Raw genomic sequence first — 15,173 nt, 5'->3', positions numbered from 1 at the left:
GTTATAGCCAGTCTTTTTAAGGGCTGGCTATTTCTACGGAAGTAGCTCAGTTGGTAGAGCACTGGTCTCCAAAACCAGGTGTCGGGAGTTCGAGCCTCTCCTTCCGTGCTAAAATCTATAGATTCGATGAAAAAGATAATTACTTATATTAAGGAATCTTATAACGAACTTGTTTATAAAGTTTCTTGGCCTACGAGAGCAGAGCTTTCCAATAGTGCGGTTGTTGTTATGTTTGCTTCCCTTATCATCGCCGCATTGATCTTTGTTGTTGACGGGGCCTTCGAGGCTGTTATGCGTTTCTTCTACAACCAAATTTTCTAATCAGTTAAGGTATGTCTGATATCCAAAAGAAATTTTATGTTCTGCGTGCCATCAGTGGCAAGGAGAACAAGGTACGGGAATATCTAGAGGCTGAGCTGAAGAATACGGATCTGGGAGAATATGTATCTCAAGTCTTGATTCCGACTGAGAAAACCTTTACGGTACGAAACGGTAAGAAGGTCATGAAAGAAAGGGCTTACTTGCCGGGTTATGTGCTGGTCGAGGCTGCTTTGGTCGGTGAGGTTGCTCATCGATTGCGGAACATTCCGAATGTGATTGGTTTCTTGGGTGGTTCTGATACCCCCGTGCCATTACGTCCTGCGGAAGTGAATCGTATCTTAGGTACGGTTGACGAGTTGCAGGAACAACAAGAGGATCTGGATATCCAGTTCTATGTTGGCGAGAGTGTGAAGATTACTTTTGGACCGTTCAGCGGTTTCACGGGTATAATCGAAGAGGTCAACGCCGAGAAAAAGAAACTTAAGGTGATGGTTAAGGTCTTCGGACGCAAGACTCCCCTTGAGTTGGGTTATATGCAAGTTGAGAAAGAATAGTACTCTGGTTACGAAAAGTGCTACCTTTCTGTTATTGATGTTATATATCTAAAAAATTTTAGAAACAATGGCTAAAGAAGTTGCTGGACAAATCAAATTGCAGATTAAAGGAGGAGCAGCAAACCCTTCTCCCCCAGTAGGACCTGCTTTGGGTTCTAAGGGTATTAACATTATGGAGTTTTGCAAGCAATTTAATGCCAAGACCCAAGACAAGGCTGGTAAGATATTACCTGTTGTAATTACTTACTATGCCGATAAGTCTTTCGACTTTGTCGTTAAAACTCCTCCTGTGGCAATCCAGTTGTTGGAAGCTACTAAGAAGAAGAGCGGTTCCGCTCAACCTAACCGTGCTAAGATCGCTGAGATCACATGGGATCAGGTGAAAGCTATCGCTGAAGACAAATTAGTCGATCTAAACTGCTTTACTGTCGAGTCGGCCATGAGAATGGTTGCGGGAACAGCCAGAAGTATGGGTATCACTGTTAAAGGGACATTCCCGGGTAATAATTAATAAACTTCAATTGAGATGAGTAAACTTACAAAGAATCAAAAGTTGGCTTTGGGCAAGATTGAAGCTGGGAAAGCATATACATTGAAAGAAGCTTCAGCTTTAGTGAAGGAAATTACTACAACTAAGTTTGACGCATCCGTAGATGTTGATGTCCGTTTAGGTGTTGACCCCCGTAAGGCCAATCAAATGGTGAGAGGCGTGGTTTCATTGCCTCACGGAACTGGTAAGCAGGTTAGGGTTCTCGCATTATGTACTCCGGACAAGGAAGCTGAAGCTACTGCCGCTGGAGCTGACTATGTTGGATTGGATGAGTATATTAATAAGATTAAAGGCGGTTGGACTGACATTGATGTTATCATCACTATGCCTTCTATCATGGGTAAGATCGGTGCTCTTGGTCGCGTATTAGGCCCTCGTGGTTTGATGCCTAACCCAAAGAGTGGTACGGTTACCAATGAGATCGGAAATGCGGTGAAGGAGGTTAAGCAAGGTAAGATCGACTTTAAGGTAGATAAGAGCGGTATCGTTCACACATCTGTTGGTAAGGTGTCTTTCACTCCGGAACAGATTCGTGACAATGCTAAGGAGTTTATTTCAACTTTGATCAAGTTGAAACCTACTGCGGCTAAAGGTGCGTATATAAAGAGTATTTATCTTTCTAGTACTATGAGTGCGGGTATTAAAATTGACCCCAAATCAGTTGAAGAAAACTAAAAAACAATTGAACAATGAGAAAGGAAGATAAAGGAACTGTTATAGGTCAATTAACTGAAACATTAAAGGAATATCCTAATTTCTATTTGACAGATATCGAGGCGTTGGACGCTGAGAAAACCAGCAAATTGAGAAGAGAGTGTTTCAAGCGTGAGGTTAAGTTAGTCGTTGTAAAGAATAACTTGCTTAAGAAAGCGTTGGAGAACATTGAAGGTGACTTCTCTGATCTTAACGTAGCTTTGAAAGGCAATACGGCTGTGATGTTCTCACAAGTCGCTAATGCTCCCGCTCGCCTGATTAAGGATTTTACTAAGGACGCTAAAAAAGGTGTAGTCGCTAAACCGGCTTTGAAGGCTGCTTACGTACAAGAAAGCTTCTATGTAGGTGCTGAGAATCTTGAGGCATTAGTAAATATCAAGAGCAAAAACGAACTTATTGCCGATGTTATCGCATTGTTGGAATCTCCGGCGAAGAACGTTATCTCTGCTCTTCAGTCATCAGGACAAACTATCCATGGTCTGTTGAAGACTTTGGAAGAAAGATAATTTTTCATTAAAACATTACACAGATAAATAATCATTTAAATCATACAAAAATGGCAGATTTGAAAGCTTTTGCAGAACAATTAGTAAACTTGACCGTTAAAGAAGTTAGCGAATTAGCTACTATCCTTAAAGAAGAGTACGGTATCGAACCTGCTGCTGCAGCTGTTGCTGTTGCTGGTCCTGCTGCTGGTGGTGCTGCTGCCGCTGCAGAAGAGAAGACTTCTTTCGATGTTGTATTGAAAGCAGCTGGTGCTAATAAATTAGCTATCGTTAAGTTAGTTAAAGAATTAACAGGTCTTGGCTTGAAAGAGGCTAAGGATATGGTAGATAGCGCTCCTAGTGCAATTAAGGAAGGTATCGCTAAAGCTGATGCTGAGGCATTGAAGAAACAGTTGGAAGAGGCTGGAGCTGAAGTTGAGCTTAAATAGTATTTATAACCTGGTTTCCAGGTGATTTGGTTAAGAGTCTCCGACTACGAAGACTCTTAACCTTTTTGTGTCTATAATTTCAATAAGTTCAATAAATTCCTTACTAGATGTCTTCAACAGCTGAAAACCAAAGAGTTAATTTTGCTTCGATAAAGAATCAGTTCCCGTATCCGGACTTTCTCGAAGTTCAATTGAAGTCGTTCCAAGACTTTCTTCAACTTGACACTCCTCCTGAAAAGAGAAAGAAGGAGGGATTGTATAAGGTATTTGCCGAGAATTTCCCGATTGCGGATACCCGTAACAATTTTGTGTTGGAGTTCTTAGATTACTATATAGATCCGCCTCGTTACTGTATCGATGAGTGTATCGCTCGCGGGTTAACCTATAGCGTGCCTTTAAAAGCGAAGTTAAAACTGTACTGTACGGACCCGGATCATGAGGACTTCGATACGGTGATCCAAGATGTATACTTGGGTCCGATCCCGTATATGACGGACAGAGGTACTTTCGTGATCAACGGCGCCGAGCGTGTTGTCGTGTCTCAGCTGCACCGTTCTCCGGGCGTATTCTTCGGACAAAGCACGCACGCAAACGGAACGAAGTTGTACTCCGCACGTATTATCCCGTTCAAGGGGTCATGGATCGAGTTCGCTACGGACATCAACAATGTGATGTACGCTTACATCGACCGTAAAAAGAAATTGCCTGTAACTACTCTTTTGAGAGCTATTGGTTTTGAAAGCGATAGAGATATTCTTGAAATCTTCAACCTTGCGGAAGAGGTGAAGGTAACGAAAGCAAACCTGAAGAAGTTTATCGGACGTAAGCTGGCCGCTCGTGTTTTGAAGACTTGGGTGGAGGATTTCGTAGATGAGGATACCGGTGAGGTGGTTTCTATTGAACGTAACGATGTAATCATCGACCGTGAGTCTGTATTGGATAGTGACAATATCGAGGCTATCTTGGATTCAGGCACGCAAAATATTTTGTTGCATCGTGAGGACCAGAATCTGTCCGACTATGCTATCATATATAATACGCTCCAGAAAGACCCGAGTAACTCCGAGAAGGAAGCTGTGTTGTATATCTACAGACAGTTGAGAAATGCGGAACCGGCTGATGAGGCTAGCGCACGCGAGGTTATCACGAACCTGTTCTTCTCAGAGAAACGTTATGATCTGGGTGAGGTGGGACGTTACAGGATCAACAAGAAGTTAGGCCTTACTACAAGCGCTGATGTTAAGGTCTTGACTAAAGAAGATATTATCGAGATCATCAAGTACCTGATCGAGTTGATCAACTCGAAGGCTATCGTGGATGATATCGACCACTTAAGCAACCGTCGTGTACGTACGGTTGGCGAGCAATTGTATAACCAGTTCGGTATTGGTTTGGCTCGTATGTCACGTACAGTTCGTGAACGTATGAACGTTCGCGATAATGAGGTGTTTACTCCGATTGATTTGATCAACGCGAAGACGATTTCTTCCGTGGTTAACTCTTTCTTCGGAACGAATGCCTTGTCTCAGTTCATGGACCAGACGAACCCGTTGGCGGAGATCACGCACAAGCGTCGTTTATCAGCCCTAGGTCCGGGAGGTTTGTCTAGAGAGCGTGCCGGATTCGAGGTTCGTGACGTTCACTATACGCACTATGGTCGTCTTTGTCCGATTGAGACCCCGGAAGGTCCGAACATTGGTTTGATCTCTTCTTTATGTGTATACGCTAAGATCAACGATCTTGGTTTCATCTCGACTCCGTACCGTAAGGTGGCAGATGGAAAGGTCGACTTCTCTGAGGAAGGCTTGCAATACTACACGGCGGAGGAAGAGGAAGAGTTGACAATCGCTCAAGGTAACGCTCCATTGGATGATAACGGTAAGTTTATCCGCGATAAGGTGAAGGCTCGTTTCGAGGCTGACTTCCCTGTTGTCCCTCCTTCTGAGATTGACTTGATGGACGTGGCTCCGCAGCAGATAGCTTCTATCGCGGCTTCACTGATCCCGTTCTTGGAACATGATGACGCTAACCGTGCGTTGATGGGATCTAACATGATGCGTCAGGCGGTTCCTTTGTTGCGTACGGACGCTCCGATCGTTGGTACCGGTATCGAGGCGCAGGTTGCTCGTGACTCTCGTACTCAGATTATGGCTGAGCGTGAGGGCGAGGTTGTGTTCGTTGATGCTACTTGTATCAAGATTAAATATGACCGCACGGAGGACGAGGAATTCGTTAGCTTCGAGGATGCGGTTAAGACATATAATATCCCGAAATGGCGTAAGACCAACCAAAGTACGACAGTCGATTTGAAACCGACCTGTCATCGCGGACAACGTGTGAAAGCCGGCGATATCCTTACCGAGGGTTACTCAACCCAGAAAGGCGAGCTTGCTTTGGGACGTAACGTGAAGGTGGCTTACATGCCTTGGAAGGGTTATAACTATGAGGATGCTATCGTGTTGAACGAGCGTATGGTTCGTGAGGACTTCTTTACGTCTGTCCACGTTGACGAATACATCCTTGAGGTACGTGAGACGAAGCGTGGTATGGAGGAATTGACTTCCGATATCCCTAACGTCAGCGAAGAGGCTACCAAGGATTTGGATGAGAGAGGTATCGTTCGTGTAGGTGCTCGCATCGAGCCGGGTGATATCTTGATCGGTAAGATCACTCCGAAAGGTGAGTCTGATCCATCTCCGGAGGAAAAGTTGTTGCGTGCTATCTTCGGTGATAAGGCGGGTGATGTGAAGGATGCTTCCTTGAAGGCTACTCCGTCTTTGCGTGGTGTGGTTATCGAGACCGCTTTGTTCTCGAAGGCTGTCAAGAAACGTAAATCCAGATTGACTGATAAGGCGATCTTGCCGAAGTTGGACGAGGAATACGAAGAAAAGATGGCTAGCTTGAAGACTTTGTTAGTTGATAAGTTGTTAGTGCTTACAAACGGCAAGGTTTCTCAAGGTGTTAAAGACTATATGAATACGGAGATTATCGCTAAGGGTGCTAAGTTTACCCGCAAATCTCTGGAAGAATTGGATTATAACTCCATCCAAGTAAGCAAGTGGACGGCAGACGCTCAGAAGAATGAGTTGATCAAGCAGGTTATCTTGAATTATTTGAAGAAGTACAAGGAGCTTGACGCTGAGTTGAGACGTAAGAAGTTCGACTTGACGATCGGTGATGAGCTGCCGACAGGTATCGTACAGATGGCTAAGGTTTATATCGCCAAGAAACGTAAGATTCAGGTAGGTGATAAGATGGCCGGTCGCCACGGTAACAAGGGTATCGTATCAAAGATCGTTCGTCAGGAGGATATGCCGTTCTTGGAAGACGGTACTCCGGTGGATATCTGCTTGAACCCGCTGGGTGTGCCTTCTCGTATGAACTTGGGACAGATTTTCGAGGCCGTGTTGGGTTGGGCCGGACGTGAGTTGGACGTTAAGTTCGCTACTCCGATCTTCGATGGTGCGACTTTGGATGATTTGAACGAATGGACAGACAAAGCTGGTATTCCTCGCTACGGTAAGTCTTACTTGTATGATGGTGGTACTGGTGAGCGTTTCGACCAACCTGCTACGGTGGGTGTGACTTACTTCTTGAAGTTGGGCCACATGGTTGACGATAAGATGCATGCCCGTTCAATCGGTCCGTACTCTTTGATTACGCAACAGCCGTTAGGTGGTAAGGCACAGTTCGGTGGTCAGCGTTTCGGAGAGATGGAGGTTTGGGCACTGGAAGCCTTCGGTGCCGCTCATGTTCTTCAGGAAATTCTTACGATTAAGTCTGATGACGTTGTAGGACGTTCGAAGGCTTATGAGGCGATCGTGAAGGGTGATCCGATGCCACAGCCGGGTATCCCTGAATCTCTGAATGTATTATTGCACGAGTTGAGAGGACTTGGTTTGAGTTTCACTCTGGATTAATTCAATAACAATAAAGAAGTAGGTGGGCTACGGCCCGTCTACTTTATCTATTGATAACTCTTTATAAATAAATAATATGGCCTTTAGAAAAGAAAACAAGATAAAGAGTAACTTTTCAAAAATAACCATCGGTCTGGCATCCCCTGAGGAGATCCTAGAGAACTCCAGCGGTGAGGTTTTGAAACCGGAAACAATTAACTATCGTACGTATAAGCCTGAGCGTGACGGTTTGTTCTGTGAGCGTATCTTTGGTCCGATCAAGGACTATGAGTGCCATTGCGGTAAGTACAAGCGTATCCGTTACAAAGGTATTGTCTGCGATCGTTGTGGAGTGGAAGTTACGGAAAAGAAAGTTCGTCGTGAACGTATGGGACACATCCATTTGGTGGTTCCTGTTGCCCATATTTGGTATTTCCGTTCTTTGCCTAATAAAATCGGTTACTTGCTAGGTCTTCCTACCAAGAAACTGGATTCCATCATCTATTACGAACGCTACGTCGTGATCCAGCCGGGTTGCGTAGACACGGTCGGTGAGTTAGACCTATTATCTGAGGAGGAATATCTGGATATTTTGGATAGCCTTCCAAGAGAAAATCAATTGCTAGAGGATACGGATCCGAATAAGTTCATCGCTAAGATCGGCGCTGAGGCTGTTTATGATCTGTTGGCTCGCTTGGACTTGGATTCTCTTTCTTATGAGTTGCGTCACCGTGCGAGCACGGACACATCTCAACAGAGAAAGAACGAGGCCTTGAAACGCCTTCAGGTAGTTGAGTCTTTTCGTGCGTCCAGAGGTCGTAACAAACCGGAATGGATGATCATGAAAGTGATCCCGGTGATCCCTCCCGAACTGCGTCCGTTGGTTCCGTTGGACGGTGGCCGTTTCGCTACTTCTGACTTGAATGATTTATATCGTCGTGTTATTATCCGTAATAACCGTTTGAAACGATTGATCGATATTAAGGCTCCGGAAGTGATCTTACGTAATGAGAAACGTATGCTTCAGGAGGCCGTGGACTCTTTGTTTGACAACTCTCGTAAATCGAGCGCGGTTAAGACAGATGCCAATCGTCCGTTGAAGTCCTTGTCCGACAGTTTGAAAGGTAAACAAGGTCGTTTCCGTCAGAACTTGTTGGGTAAGCGTGTTGACTATTCCGCTCGTTCGGTTATTGTCGTAGGTCCGGAATTAAAGATGCACGAGTGCGGTTTACCGAAGAATATGGCGGCCGAGCTTTATAAGCCTTTCGTTATCCGTAAATTGATCGAACGCGGTATCGTGAAGACGGTGAAATCTGCCAAGAAGATCGTTGACCGTAAGGAACCGGTTGTTTGGGATATTTTGGAGTACGTAATGAAAGGTCACCCGGTATTATTGAACCGTGCCCCGACATTGCACCGTTTGGGTATCCAAGCGTTCCAGCCGAAATTGATCGAGGGTAAGGCTATCCAGTTGCACCCGTTGGCATGTACGGCATTCAACGCCGACTTCGACGGTGACCAGATGGCTGTTCACTTGCCGTTAGGTAATGAGGCTGTTTTGGAAGCTCAAATGTTGATGTTGGCTTCACACAATATCTTGAACCCTGCGAATGGTGCTCCTATTACCGTACCTTCTCAGGATATGGTGCTTGGTTTGTATTATATTACCAAGTTGCGCAAGGGTACACAAGGCGAAGGTTTGACTTTCTATGGTCCGGAAGAGGCTACGATCGCTTACAATGAGAAGAAGTTGGATATCCATGCTCCGATCCATGTTTACGTGGAGGATTTGGATGCGAACGGTAACTTGGTGAAGACGATGGTAGAGACTTCTGTAGGTCGTTTGATGGTAAATGAGTTTGTTCCGAAAGAGATTGGTTATGTAAACGAGGTGTTGGGTAAGAAGTCTCTTCGTGACATCATCGGTCGGGTAATCAAGGCTTGTGGTGTGGCTCGTACCGCTCAGTTCTTGGACGATATCAAGAACTTGGGTTACTATATGGCATTCAAGGGTGGTTTGTCCTTCAACTTAGCGGACGTTCTGATCCCGCCTGAAAAGGATGAGTTGGTTCAGAAGGGATACGATGAGGTTGAGCAGATCATGGCTAACTATAATATGGGTTTCATTACCAACAACGAGCGTTATAACCAGATTATCGATACTTGGACACACGTTAATAGTAACTTGTCTAATATCTTGATTAAGCAATTGACGGCGGATAACGATGGATTCAACTCAATCTATATGATGATGGATTCCGGTGCCCGTGGTTCTAAGGAGCAGATTCGTCAGTTGTCCGGTATGCGTGGTTTGATGGCGAAACCGCAGAAGAGTGGTGCAGAAGGTGGTCAGATTATCGAGAACCCGATCCTTTCTAACTTTAAGGAAGGTTTGTCCGTGTTGGAGTACTTTATCTCTACTCACGGTGCTCGTAAAGGTTTGGCCGATACCGCTTTGAAGACTGCCGACGCCGGCTACTTGACTCGTCGTTTGGTTGACGTCTCTCACGACGTGATCGTAAACGAGGAAGACTGTGGTACATTGCGTGGCTTGGTTTGTACGGAATTGAAGAATAACGAGGAGGTGATCGCTTCCTTGTATGAGAGAATCTTAGGTCGTGTATCTGTTCACGATGTGATCCATCCGATTACGGGCGAGGTTATCGTTCGTTCCGGTGAGGAAATCCGTGAGGATGCCGCTAAGGCAATCCAAGACTCTCCGATCGAGAGCGTCGAGATTCGTTCCGTATTGACTTGTGAGTCTAAGAAGGGTGTCTGCGCTAAGTGCTATGGACGTAACTTGGCTACGAACCGCATGGTTCAGAAGGGTGAGGTTGTCGGTGTAATCGCCGCGCAGTCTATCGGTGAGCCGGGTACACAGTTGACGTTGCGTACATTCCACGTCGGTGGTATCGCATCCAACATCGCTACAGAGAATAGTATTACATCTAAATATGATGGTATTTTAGAGATCGACGAGCTTCGTGCTGTTGAGGCGGTAGACGAGGTGAGCGGAAAGAAACATTTGGTAGTAGTAAGCCGTTTGGCTGAAATGCGCATTGTTGATCCGAACACGAAGATTGTGTTGTTGACTCATAATATACCTTATGGTTCTAAGTTGTTCTTCAACAACGGTGACTCAATTAAGAAGGGTGACGTGATCATCGAGTGGGACCCGTTCAATGCCGTAATCGTGTCAGAGGTTTCTGGTAAGATCGAGTTCGAGAGTTTGGTAGAGAACGTGACTTACAAGGTTGAGAGTGATGAGACTACCGGTTTGAAGGAGAAGATCATCATCGAGTCTAAGGATAAGACGAAGGCTCCGGCCGCTCATATCGTGGATGAGAATGGTAATTACTTGAAGAACTACTCTTTGCCGTTGGGCGCTCACGTCGTGAAAGACAATGGTGATGTAGTGAAAGCTGGTGAGGTTTTGGTTAAGATCCCTCGTGCCGTAGGTAAGGCCGGTGATATCACCGGTGGTCTTCCTCGTGTAACCGAGTTGTTCGAGGCTCGTAACCCGTCTAACCCTGCTGTCGTATCTGAGATCGACGGAGAGGTAGGATTCGGTAAGATCAAACGTGGTAACCGCGAGATCACCGTAACGTCTAAGTTGGGTGAGGTTAAGAAATATATGGTTCCTCTGTCTAAACAATTATTGGTTCAGGAGAACGACTATATCCGTGCGGGTATGCCGCTATCAGACGGTGCTACCACTCCTTCGGATATCTTGGCGATCAAAGGTCCGACGGCTGTACAGGAATATATCGTGAATGAGGTTCAGGATGTATACCGTCTACAGGGTGTGAAGATCAACGATAAGCACTTCGAGGTTATCGTTCGTCAGATGATGCGTAAGGTAGAGGTGGTTGATCCGGGAGATACTCGCTTCTTGGAGCAGCAGATTGTTGATAAGTTGGAGGTAATGGACGAGAACGATCGTATCTGGGGCAAGAAAGTTGTTACCGATCCGGGAGATTCTCAGACATTGCAGGCCGGACAGATCGTGACTGCACGTAAGTTGAGAGATGAGAATAGTATGTTGAAACGCCGTGATCTTAAGTTGGTCGAGGTACGTGACGCTATTCCGGCTACAGCCAACCAGATCCTTCAAGGTATCACACGTGCCGCTTTGCAGACGAACAGCTTTATGTCCGCCGCATCTTTCCAAGAGACGACGAAAGTATTGAACGAGGCTGCTATCAACGGGAAGGTAGATCGTTTGGAAGGTTTGAAAGAGAACGTTATCTGTGGTCACTTGATTCCTGCCGGTACCGGTCAGCGTGAGTTTGATAAGCTGATCGTAGGCGCAAAGGATGAGTTCGATCGTATCTTCGCTAATCGCAAGAACGTGGTTGATTTCAATGCCATGGACAAAGATGATGAAGAATAGGAACGTTTAATAAACTATAAAGAAAGGCCGGCAGAGCAATCTGTCGGCCTTTTTTGTTCTTCCTTATTTGCTTAATAAATGGATAAACTTTATTTTTGCGAGGTAACAAAGACCATAGATAAATACTGAGACATATAAGAAACATATAATAATCAATATCATGAAGAGAATTTTACTTTGTTTAATGGTGGCTTTATTTGCCACTGGTTGCTTATTCGCTAAAAACAACGATGAGAAAATGAATGTAATGTCTTATAACATCCGTTACGATAATTCGGGTGATAAGGATAATCAATGGAAATTCAGAAGAGATTTCGCTGCTGATTTAGTGAAATTCTATGAGGCGGATGTGTTCGGTGCGCAAGAGGTCTTGAATAATCAGCTGAATGATTTGCTTAATCGTTTACCGGAATACGCTTATGTGGGTGTTGGTCGTGAGGATGGCAAGACGAAAGGGGAGTACGCTCCGATTTTCTATCGTAAGGATCGTTTCTCCGTTGAGAAAAGCGGTAATTTCTGGTTAGCCGAAGATATAAATGCCATTGGTAAGAAAGGTTGGGACGCCGCATGCGAGCGCGTAGCTACTTGGGCGATCTTGAAAGATAAGAATACGGGAAAGAAATTCTTCTTCTTGAATACGCACTTGGATCATATGGGGAAAGTGGCTCGTCATGAAGGAGCTTCATTGGTGCTGGAGCAAGCGAAGAAATTATCCGAGAATTTGCCTATAATCGTGACTGGCGATTTCAATGCCGTGCCTTCTGATGAGCCGATACAAGTATTGACTAATCCGAGTGATCCTCGTCATTTGACTCATTCCCGCACGATCGCAGGGTTTATTTACGGCCCGGAATGGACATTCCATGATTTTGGAAAGATCCCTTACGACAAGCGTGAATGGATTGATTATATCTTCGTGAAAGGGAATATCAAGGTATTGCGTCATGGTGTATTGACTGAAACGTTGAATAACCTGTTCCCATCCGACCATTGCCCGGTAATCAGTACGTTGATACTCGAATAAAAAAGCTTTGTGTGTATGGGGAAAGTAGACGTATTGAAGGAAACTACCCCGCTTTCATCAGAAGATTGCTTCTTGGTCATGCAACGCCCGAAATCGGGGTTTAATTTTCCGTTACATGTACACATGGAGTTTGAGTTGAACTATCTGGAGAATGCCGCTGGCGCTATTCGGATAGTTGGCGATTCGGTCGAGGAAATCGATGATCTGGATTTGGTGTTGATCGCGGGAGGAACGAAGCATGCTTACTCGAACCATAAGTGTCCGTGTAATGGGATCTTTGAGATAACGATACAATTTCATAAATCGTTATTTGATAGCTTAATCAATAGACGGCATTTCAAGACCATGAAGGATATGTTTGATAACGCTTCCAGTGGTCTTGTTTTCAGCCGGGAAATGATACTTGGCATTCAAGATAAATTAAGAATGTTGTCGAACGATAACAAGCCGGATTCTTTCAAGAACCTGTTGCGTTTGGTCGAGATTCTTAAGATTCTATCTTTGGATAAAGCAGCCCGTCGGTTGAATGCCGTGAACACGGTAAAGAACTATAATAATAACGATACCGATCGTTTAGATAGTATCATGTTATATTTACACGAAAATTATCAAAAACGTATCACCTTGTCGGAAGTGGCTAAGTTAACAAATATGAGCGATGCCTCATTGATGCGTTTCTTGAAGAAGTGGACGGGAAAGACATTTATCGATAACTTGAACGAGATTCGGGTAGCTGAGGCGGTATGCCGTTTGACCGATACAAGTGACAGTATTTCTGAAATATGTTACAGGTGCGGTTTTAATAATCTATCGAATTTCAACCGGGTATTCAAACGGCGTAGGGGGAGTACCCCTACAGAGTACAGGGAAAAATATTCCCGTTCGAGGTTTATAATTTAAAACATGATTTAAAGCATGTTTACATTGATTTGTGTCAAGTGTTGATGATATAGTATTATTTATTGCACATATAGTATTTGGTGGTCTTTGCTAAAGCCCTTACTTTTGTAAAGTTCAAGTGAAAGAGATTAGCACTTAGACAAAACAAACCTTAACTAAAACGCCAAAACCAATTATATCAAACACAAAAGGTATTTTTACATTGGTCTAAAGAATTGAGAATTAAAAACACAACTAGAAAACGACTGCCTGAGAAGGTAGTCGTTTTTGCATTTATAGTCTTCAACCCCTTTGTAACCCGGAATAAATATGTATATTTGTCTTCGCAATTTTTAATCACCATAAATTTAAAAGAAGAAAGTATGGAAAACAACAAACCTGCCAATAACGAGATTCAGATCGAGTTATCTGAAGAAATGGCACAAGGAACTTACGCCAATTTGGCTATTATATCTCATTCAAGCTCTGAATTTATCCTAGATTTTATCCGGGTGGTTCCGGGAGCTCCTAAGGCACAAGTCAAAAGTCGCGTAATCTTAACTCCGGATAACGCTCAACGTTTGTTATTCGCTTTGCAAGACAATATCAAGAAATTTGGGGAGCAACTTCAAGCAGGAAATAATAATAACAAAACAGCTAATTTTGAGGACTTCGCAGGTCCGACAGGAGAGGCTTAATAGATTTGTTTTCAGCCATAGAAAGAGTACTTTTCTACAAGAGTAGGGGAGTACTCTTTTATTGTTGGGATGGCTTGTTTACATTGAAAAACCTTGATGCCTATTCTTAGATGCTTACAATGGGCATTCTAAGGTGTTAAGAATGCCTGTTATAAACACCTTAGAATGCCCATCGTAAAGAATACCCTATCTCTCTATCCTAAAGATTAGATAATCCCATCAATATTTTCTTCAATACGGTTTGCGCGGAGATCTCACGGTTTGCGGCCTCGGGGATTACGATACTTTGCGGACTCTCTATCACGTCATCGGTAACGATCATATTGCGGCGAACTGGCAAGCAATGCATGAAATAAGCGTTATTCGTAAGCGCCATTTTCTCAGCGTCTACGGTCCAGCTACGATCTGTGCTGATTACTTGTCCGTAATTCGGATCTTTATAAGCGGACCAGTTCTTTGCGTAAATGAAATCCGCTCCTTCAAAAGCCTTCTTCTGATTGTATTCCACTTTAGCGTTGCCTACGAATCTAGGATCAAGCTCATAACCTTCCGGATGAGTGATAACAAACTCATAATCTGTAGCGTTCATCCATTCGGCAAAGCTGTTTGGAACGGCTTGCGGCAATGATTTCGGATGAGGAGCCCAAGTCATGACTACCTTCGGACGAGCTGTTTTCTTATATTCCTCTATCGTGATCAAGTCGGCGAAACTTTGCAACGGATGGCGTGTCGCCGCTTCCATGCTGAATACCGGCCGGCCGGAATGTTCGATGAACTGACTCAATATCTTTTCGTTATAATCATCTTCTTTATTCTCAAAGCGTGCGAAAGAACGGACCCCGATCACATCGCAGTAACAGCCCATTACAGGAACAGCTTCCAGCAAATGCTCCGGTTTATCACCATCCATGATAACACCTCGCTCTGTTTCCAGCTTCCATGCACCTTGGTTAACGTCCAAAACGATCGTGTTCATACCTAAGTTCATGGCAGCCTTTTGGGTGCTTAAGCGGGTACGTAGGCTTGAGTTGAAAAATATCATCAACAACGTCTTGTTTTTTCCCAGTTCACTAAACTGGAAACGATCTTTCTTGATCTCGAAAGCTTCATTAAGCGCTTGTTTCAAGTCACCTAAATCCTGTACGCAAGTGAAATGTCTCATATCTGTTACAATAATATTTTGTTAAAGGCAAAGATAATGACAACT

Annotated in this window: 12 protein-coding genes and 1 tRNA gene; 12 read left to right on the top strand and 1 reads right to left on the bottom strand. The window is 44.3% G+C overall.

What is annotated here, in order from left to right; translation table 11 throughout:
* The first annotated feature begins 35 nt into the window (after positions 1-35).
* The 12 genes from NBH07_RS07995 to NBH07_RS07940 all read left to right on the top strand — a co-directional run bounded on the left by NBH07_RS07995 (position 36) and on the right by NBH07_RS07940 (position 13,966).
* Positions 36-108, top strand: a tRNA-Trp gene (locus tag NBH07_RS07995).
* Between the two features lie 18 nt (positions 109-126).
* Positions 127-321: a preprotein translocase subunit SecE gene (gene secE / locus NBH07_RS07990; protein ID WP_005854211.1), complete on the top strand. Its 195-nt coding sequence runs from the start codon at positions 127-129 to the stop codon at positions 319-321.
* An 11-nt stretch (positions 322-332) separates the two neighbouring features.
* The gene (gene nusG, locus NBH07_RS07985; RefSeq protein WP_005854213.1) at positions 333-875 is read left to right on the top strand and encodes a transcription termination/antitermination protein NusG; all 543 of its coding nucleotides are present in this window, start codon (positions 333-335) and stop codon (positions 873-875) included.
* 67 nt (positions 876-942) lie between these two features.
* On the top strand, positions 943-1,386 hold the full coding sequence (gene rplK / locus NBH07_RS07980; protein ID WP_005854215.1) for a 50S ribosomal protein L11: 444 nt from the start codon (positions 943-945) through the stop codon (positions 1,384-1,386).
* A 15-nt stretch (positions 1,387-1,401) separates the two neighbouring features.
* A complete protein-coding gene (gene rplA, locus NBH07_RS07975; protein ID WP_005854218.1) occupies positions 1,402-2,100 on the top strand; it encodes a 50S ribosomal protein L1 in 699 nt (232 codons plus the stop codon).
* A gap of 14 nt (positions 2,101-2,114) precedes the next feature.
* Positions 2,115-2,645 (top strand): 50S ribosomal protein L10, encoded by a 531-nt coding sequence (gene rplJ, locus NBH07_RS07970; RefSeq protein WP_005854219.1) that lies wholly within the window; start codon positions 2,115-2,117, stop codon positions 2,643-2,645.
* A 50-nt stretch (positions 2,646-2,695) separates the two neighbouring features.
* A complete protein-coding gene (rplL, locus tag NBH07_RS07965; protein ID WP_005854220.1) occupies positions 2,696-3,073 on the top strand; it encodes a 50S ribosomal protein L7/L12 in 378 nt (125 codons plus the stop codon).
* Positions 3,074-3,180: 107 nt separating this feature from the next.
* Positions 3,181-6,993: a DNA-directed RNA polymerase subunit beta gene (gene rpoB, locus NBH07_RS07960; RefSeq protein WP_005854221.1), complete on the top strand. Its 3,813-nt coding sequence runs from the start codon at positions 3,181-3,183 to the stop codon at positions 6,991-6,993.
* A 76-nt stretch (positions 6,994-7,069) separates the two neighbouring features.
* Positions 7,070-11,365, top strand: a complete 4,296-nt coding sequence (rpoC, locus tag NBH07_RS07955; RefSeq protein WP_009018020.1) for a DNA-directed RNA polymerase subunit beta' — start codon at positions 7,070-7,072, stop codon at positions 11,363-11,365.
* 160 nt (positions 11,366-11,525) lie between these two features.
* Positions 11,526-12,389, top strand: a complete 864-nt coding sequence (locus NBH07_RS07950; protein ID WP_005854223.1) for an endonuclease/exonuclease/phosphatase family protein — start codon at positions 11,526-11,528, stop codon at positions 12,387-12,389.
* Positions 12,390-12,404: 15 nt separating this feature from the next.
* Complete coding sequence (locus tag NBH07_RS07945) at positions 12,405-13,289, top strand: AraC family transcriptional regulator (protein WP_005854224.1); 885 nt, start codon at positions 12,405-12,407, stop codon at positions 13,287-13,289.
* A 362-nt stretch (positions 13,290-13,651) separates the two neighbouring features.
* Positions 13,652-13,966: a DUF3467 domain-containing protein gene (locus NBH07_RS07940; protein WP_005854225.1), complete on the top strand. Its 315-nt coding sequence runs from the start codon at positions 13,652-13,654 to the stop codon at positions 13,964-13,966.
* Positions 13,967-14,165: 199 nt separating this feature from the next.
* On the opposite strand, the gene NBH07_RS07935 is transcribed toward NBH07_RS07940, so the two are convergent.
* Complete coding sequence (locus NBH07_RS07935; protein WP_009018021.1) at positions 14,166-15,128, bottom strand: N-acetylornithine carbamoyltransferase; 963 nt, start codon at positions 15,126-15,128, stop codon at positions 14,166-14,168.
* Positions 15,129-15,173 lie beyond the last annotated feature (45 nt).

Origin of the sequence: Parabacteroides sp. B2-S-102, from assembly GCF_023656665.1 — a bacterium.
Taxonomy (GTDB): domain Bacteria; phylum Bacteroidota; class Bacteroidia; order Bacteroidales; family Tannerellaceae; genus Parabacteroides; species Parabacteroides distasonis.
Note: the sequence above shows the minus strand (reverse complement) of the source record. Positions and strands in the feature narration are given on the sequence as shown.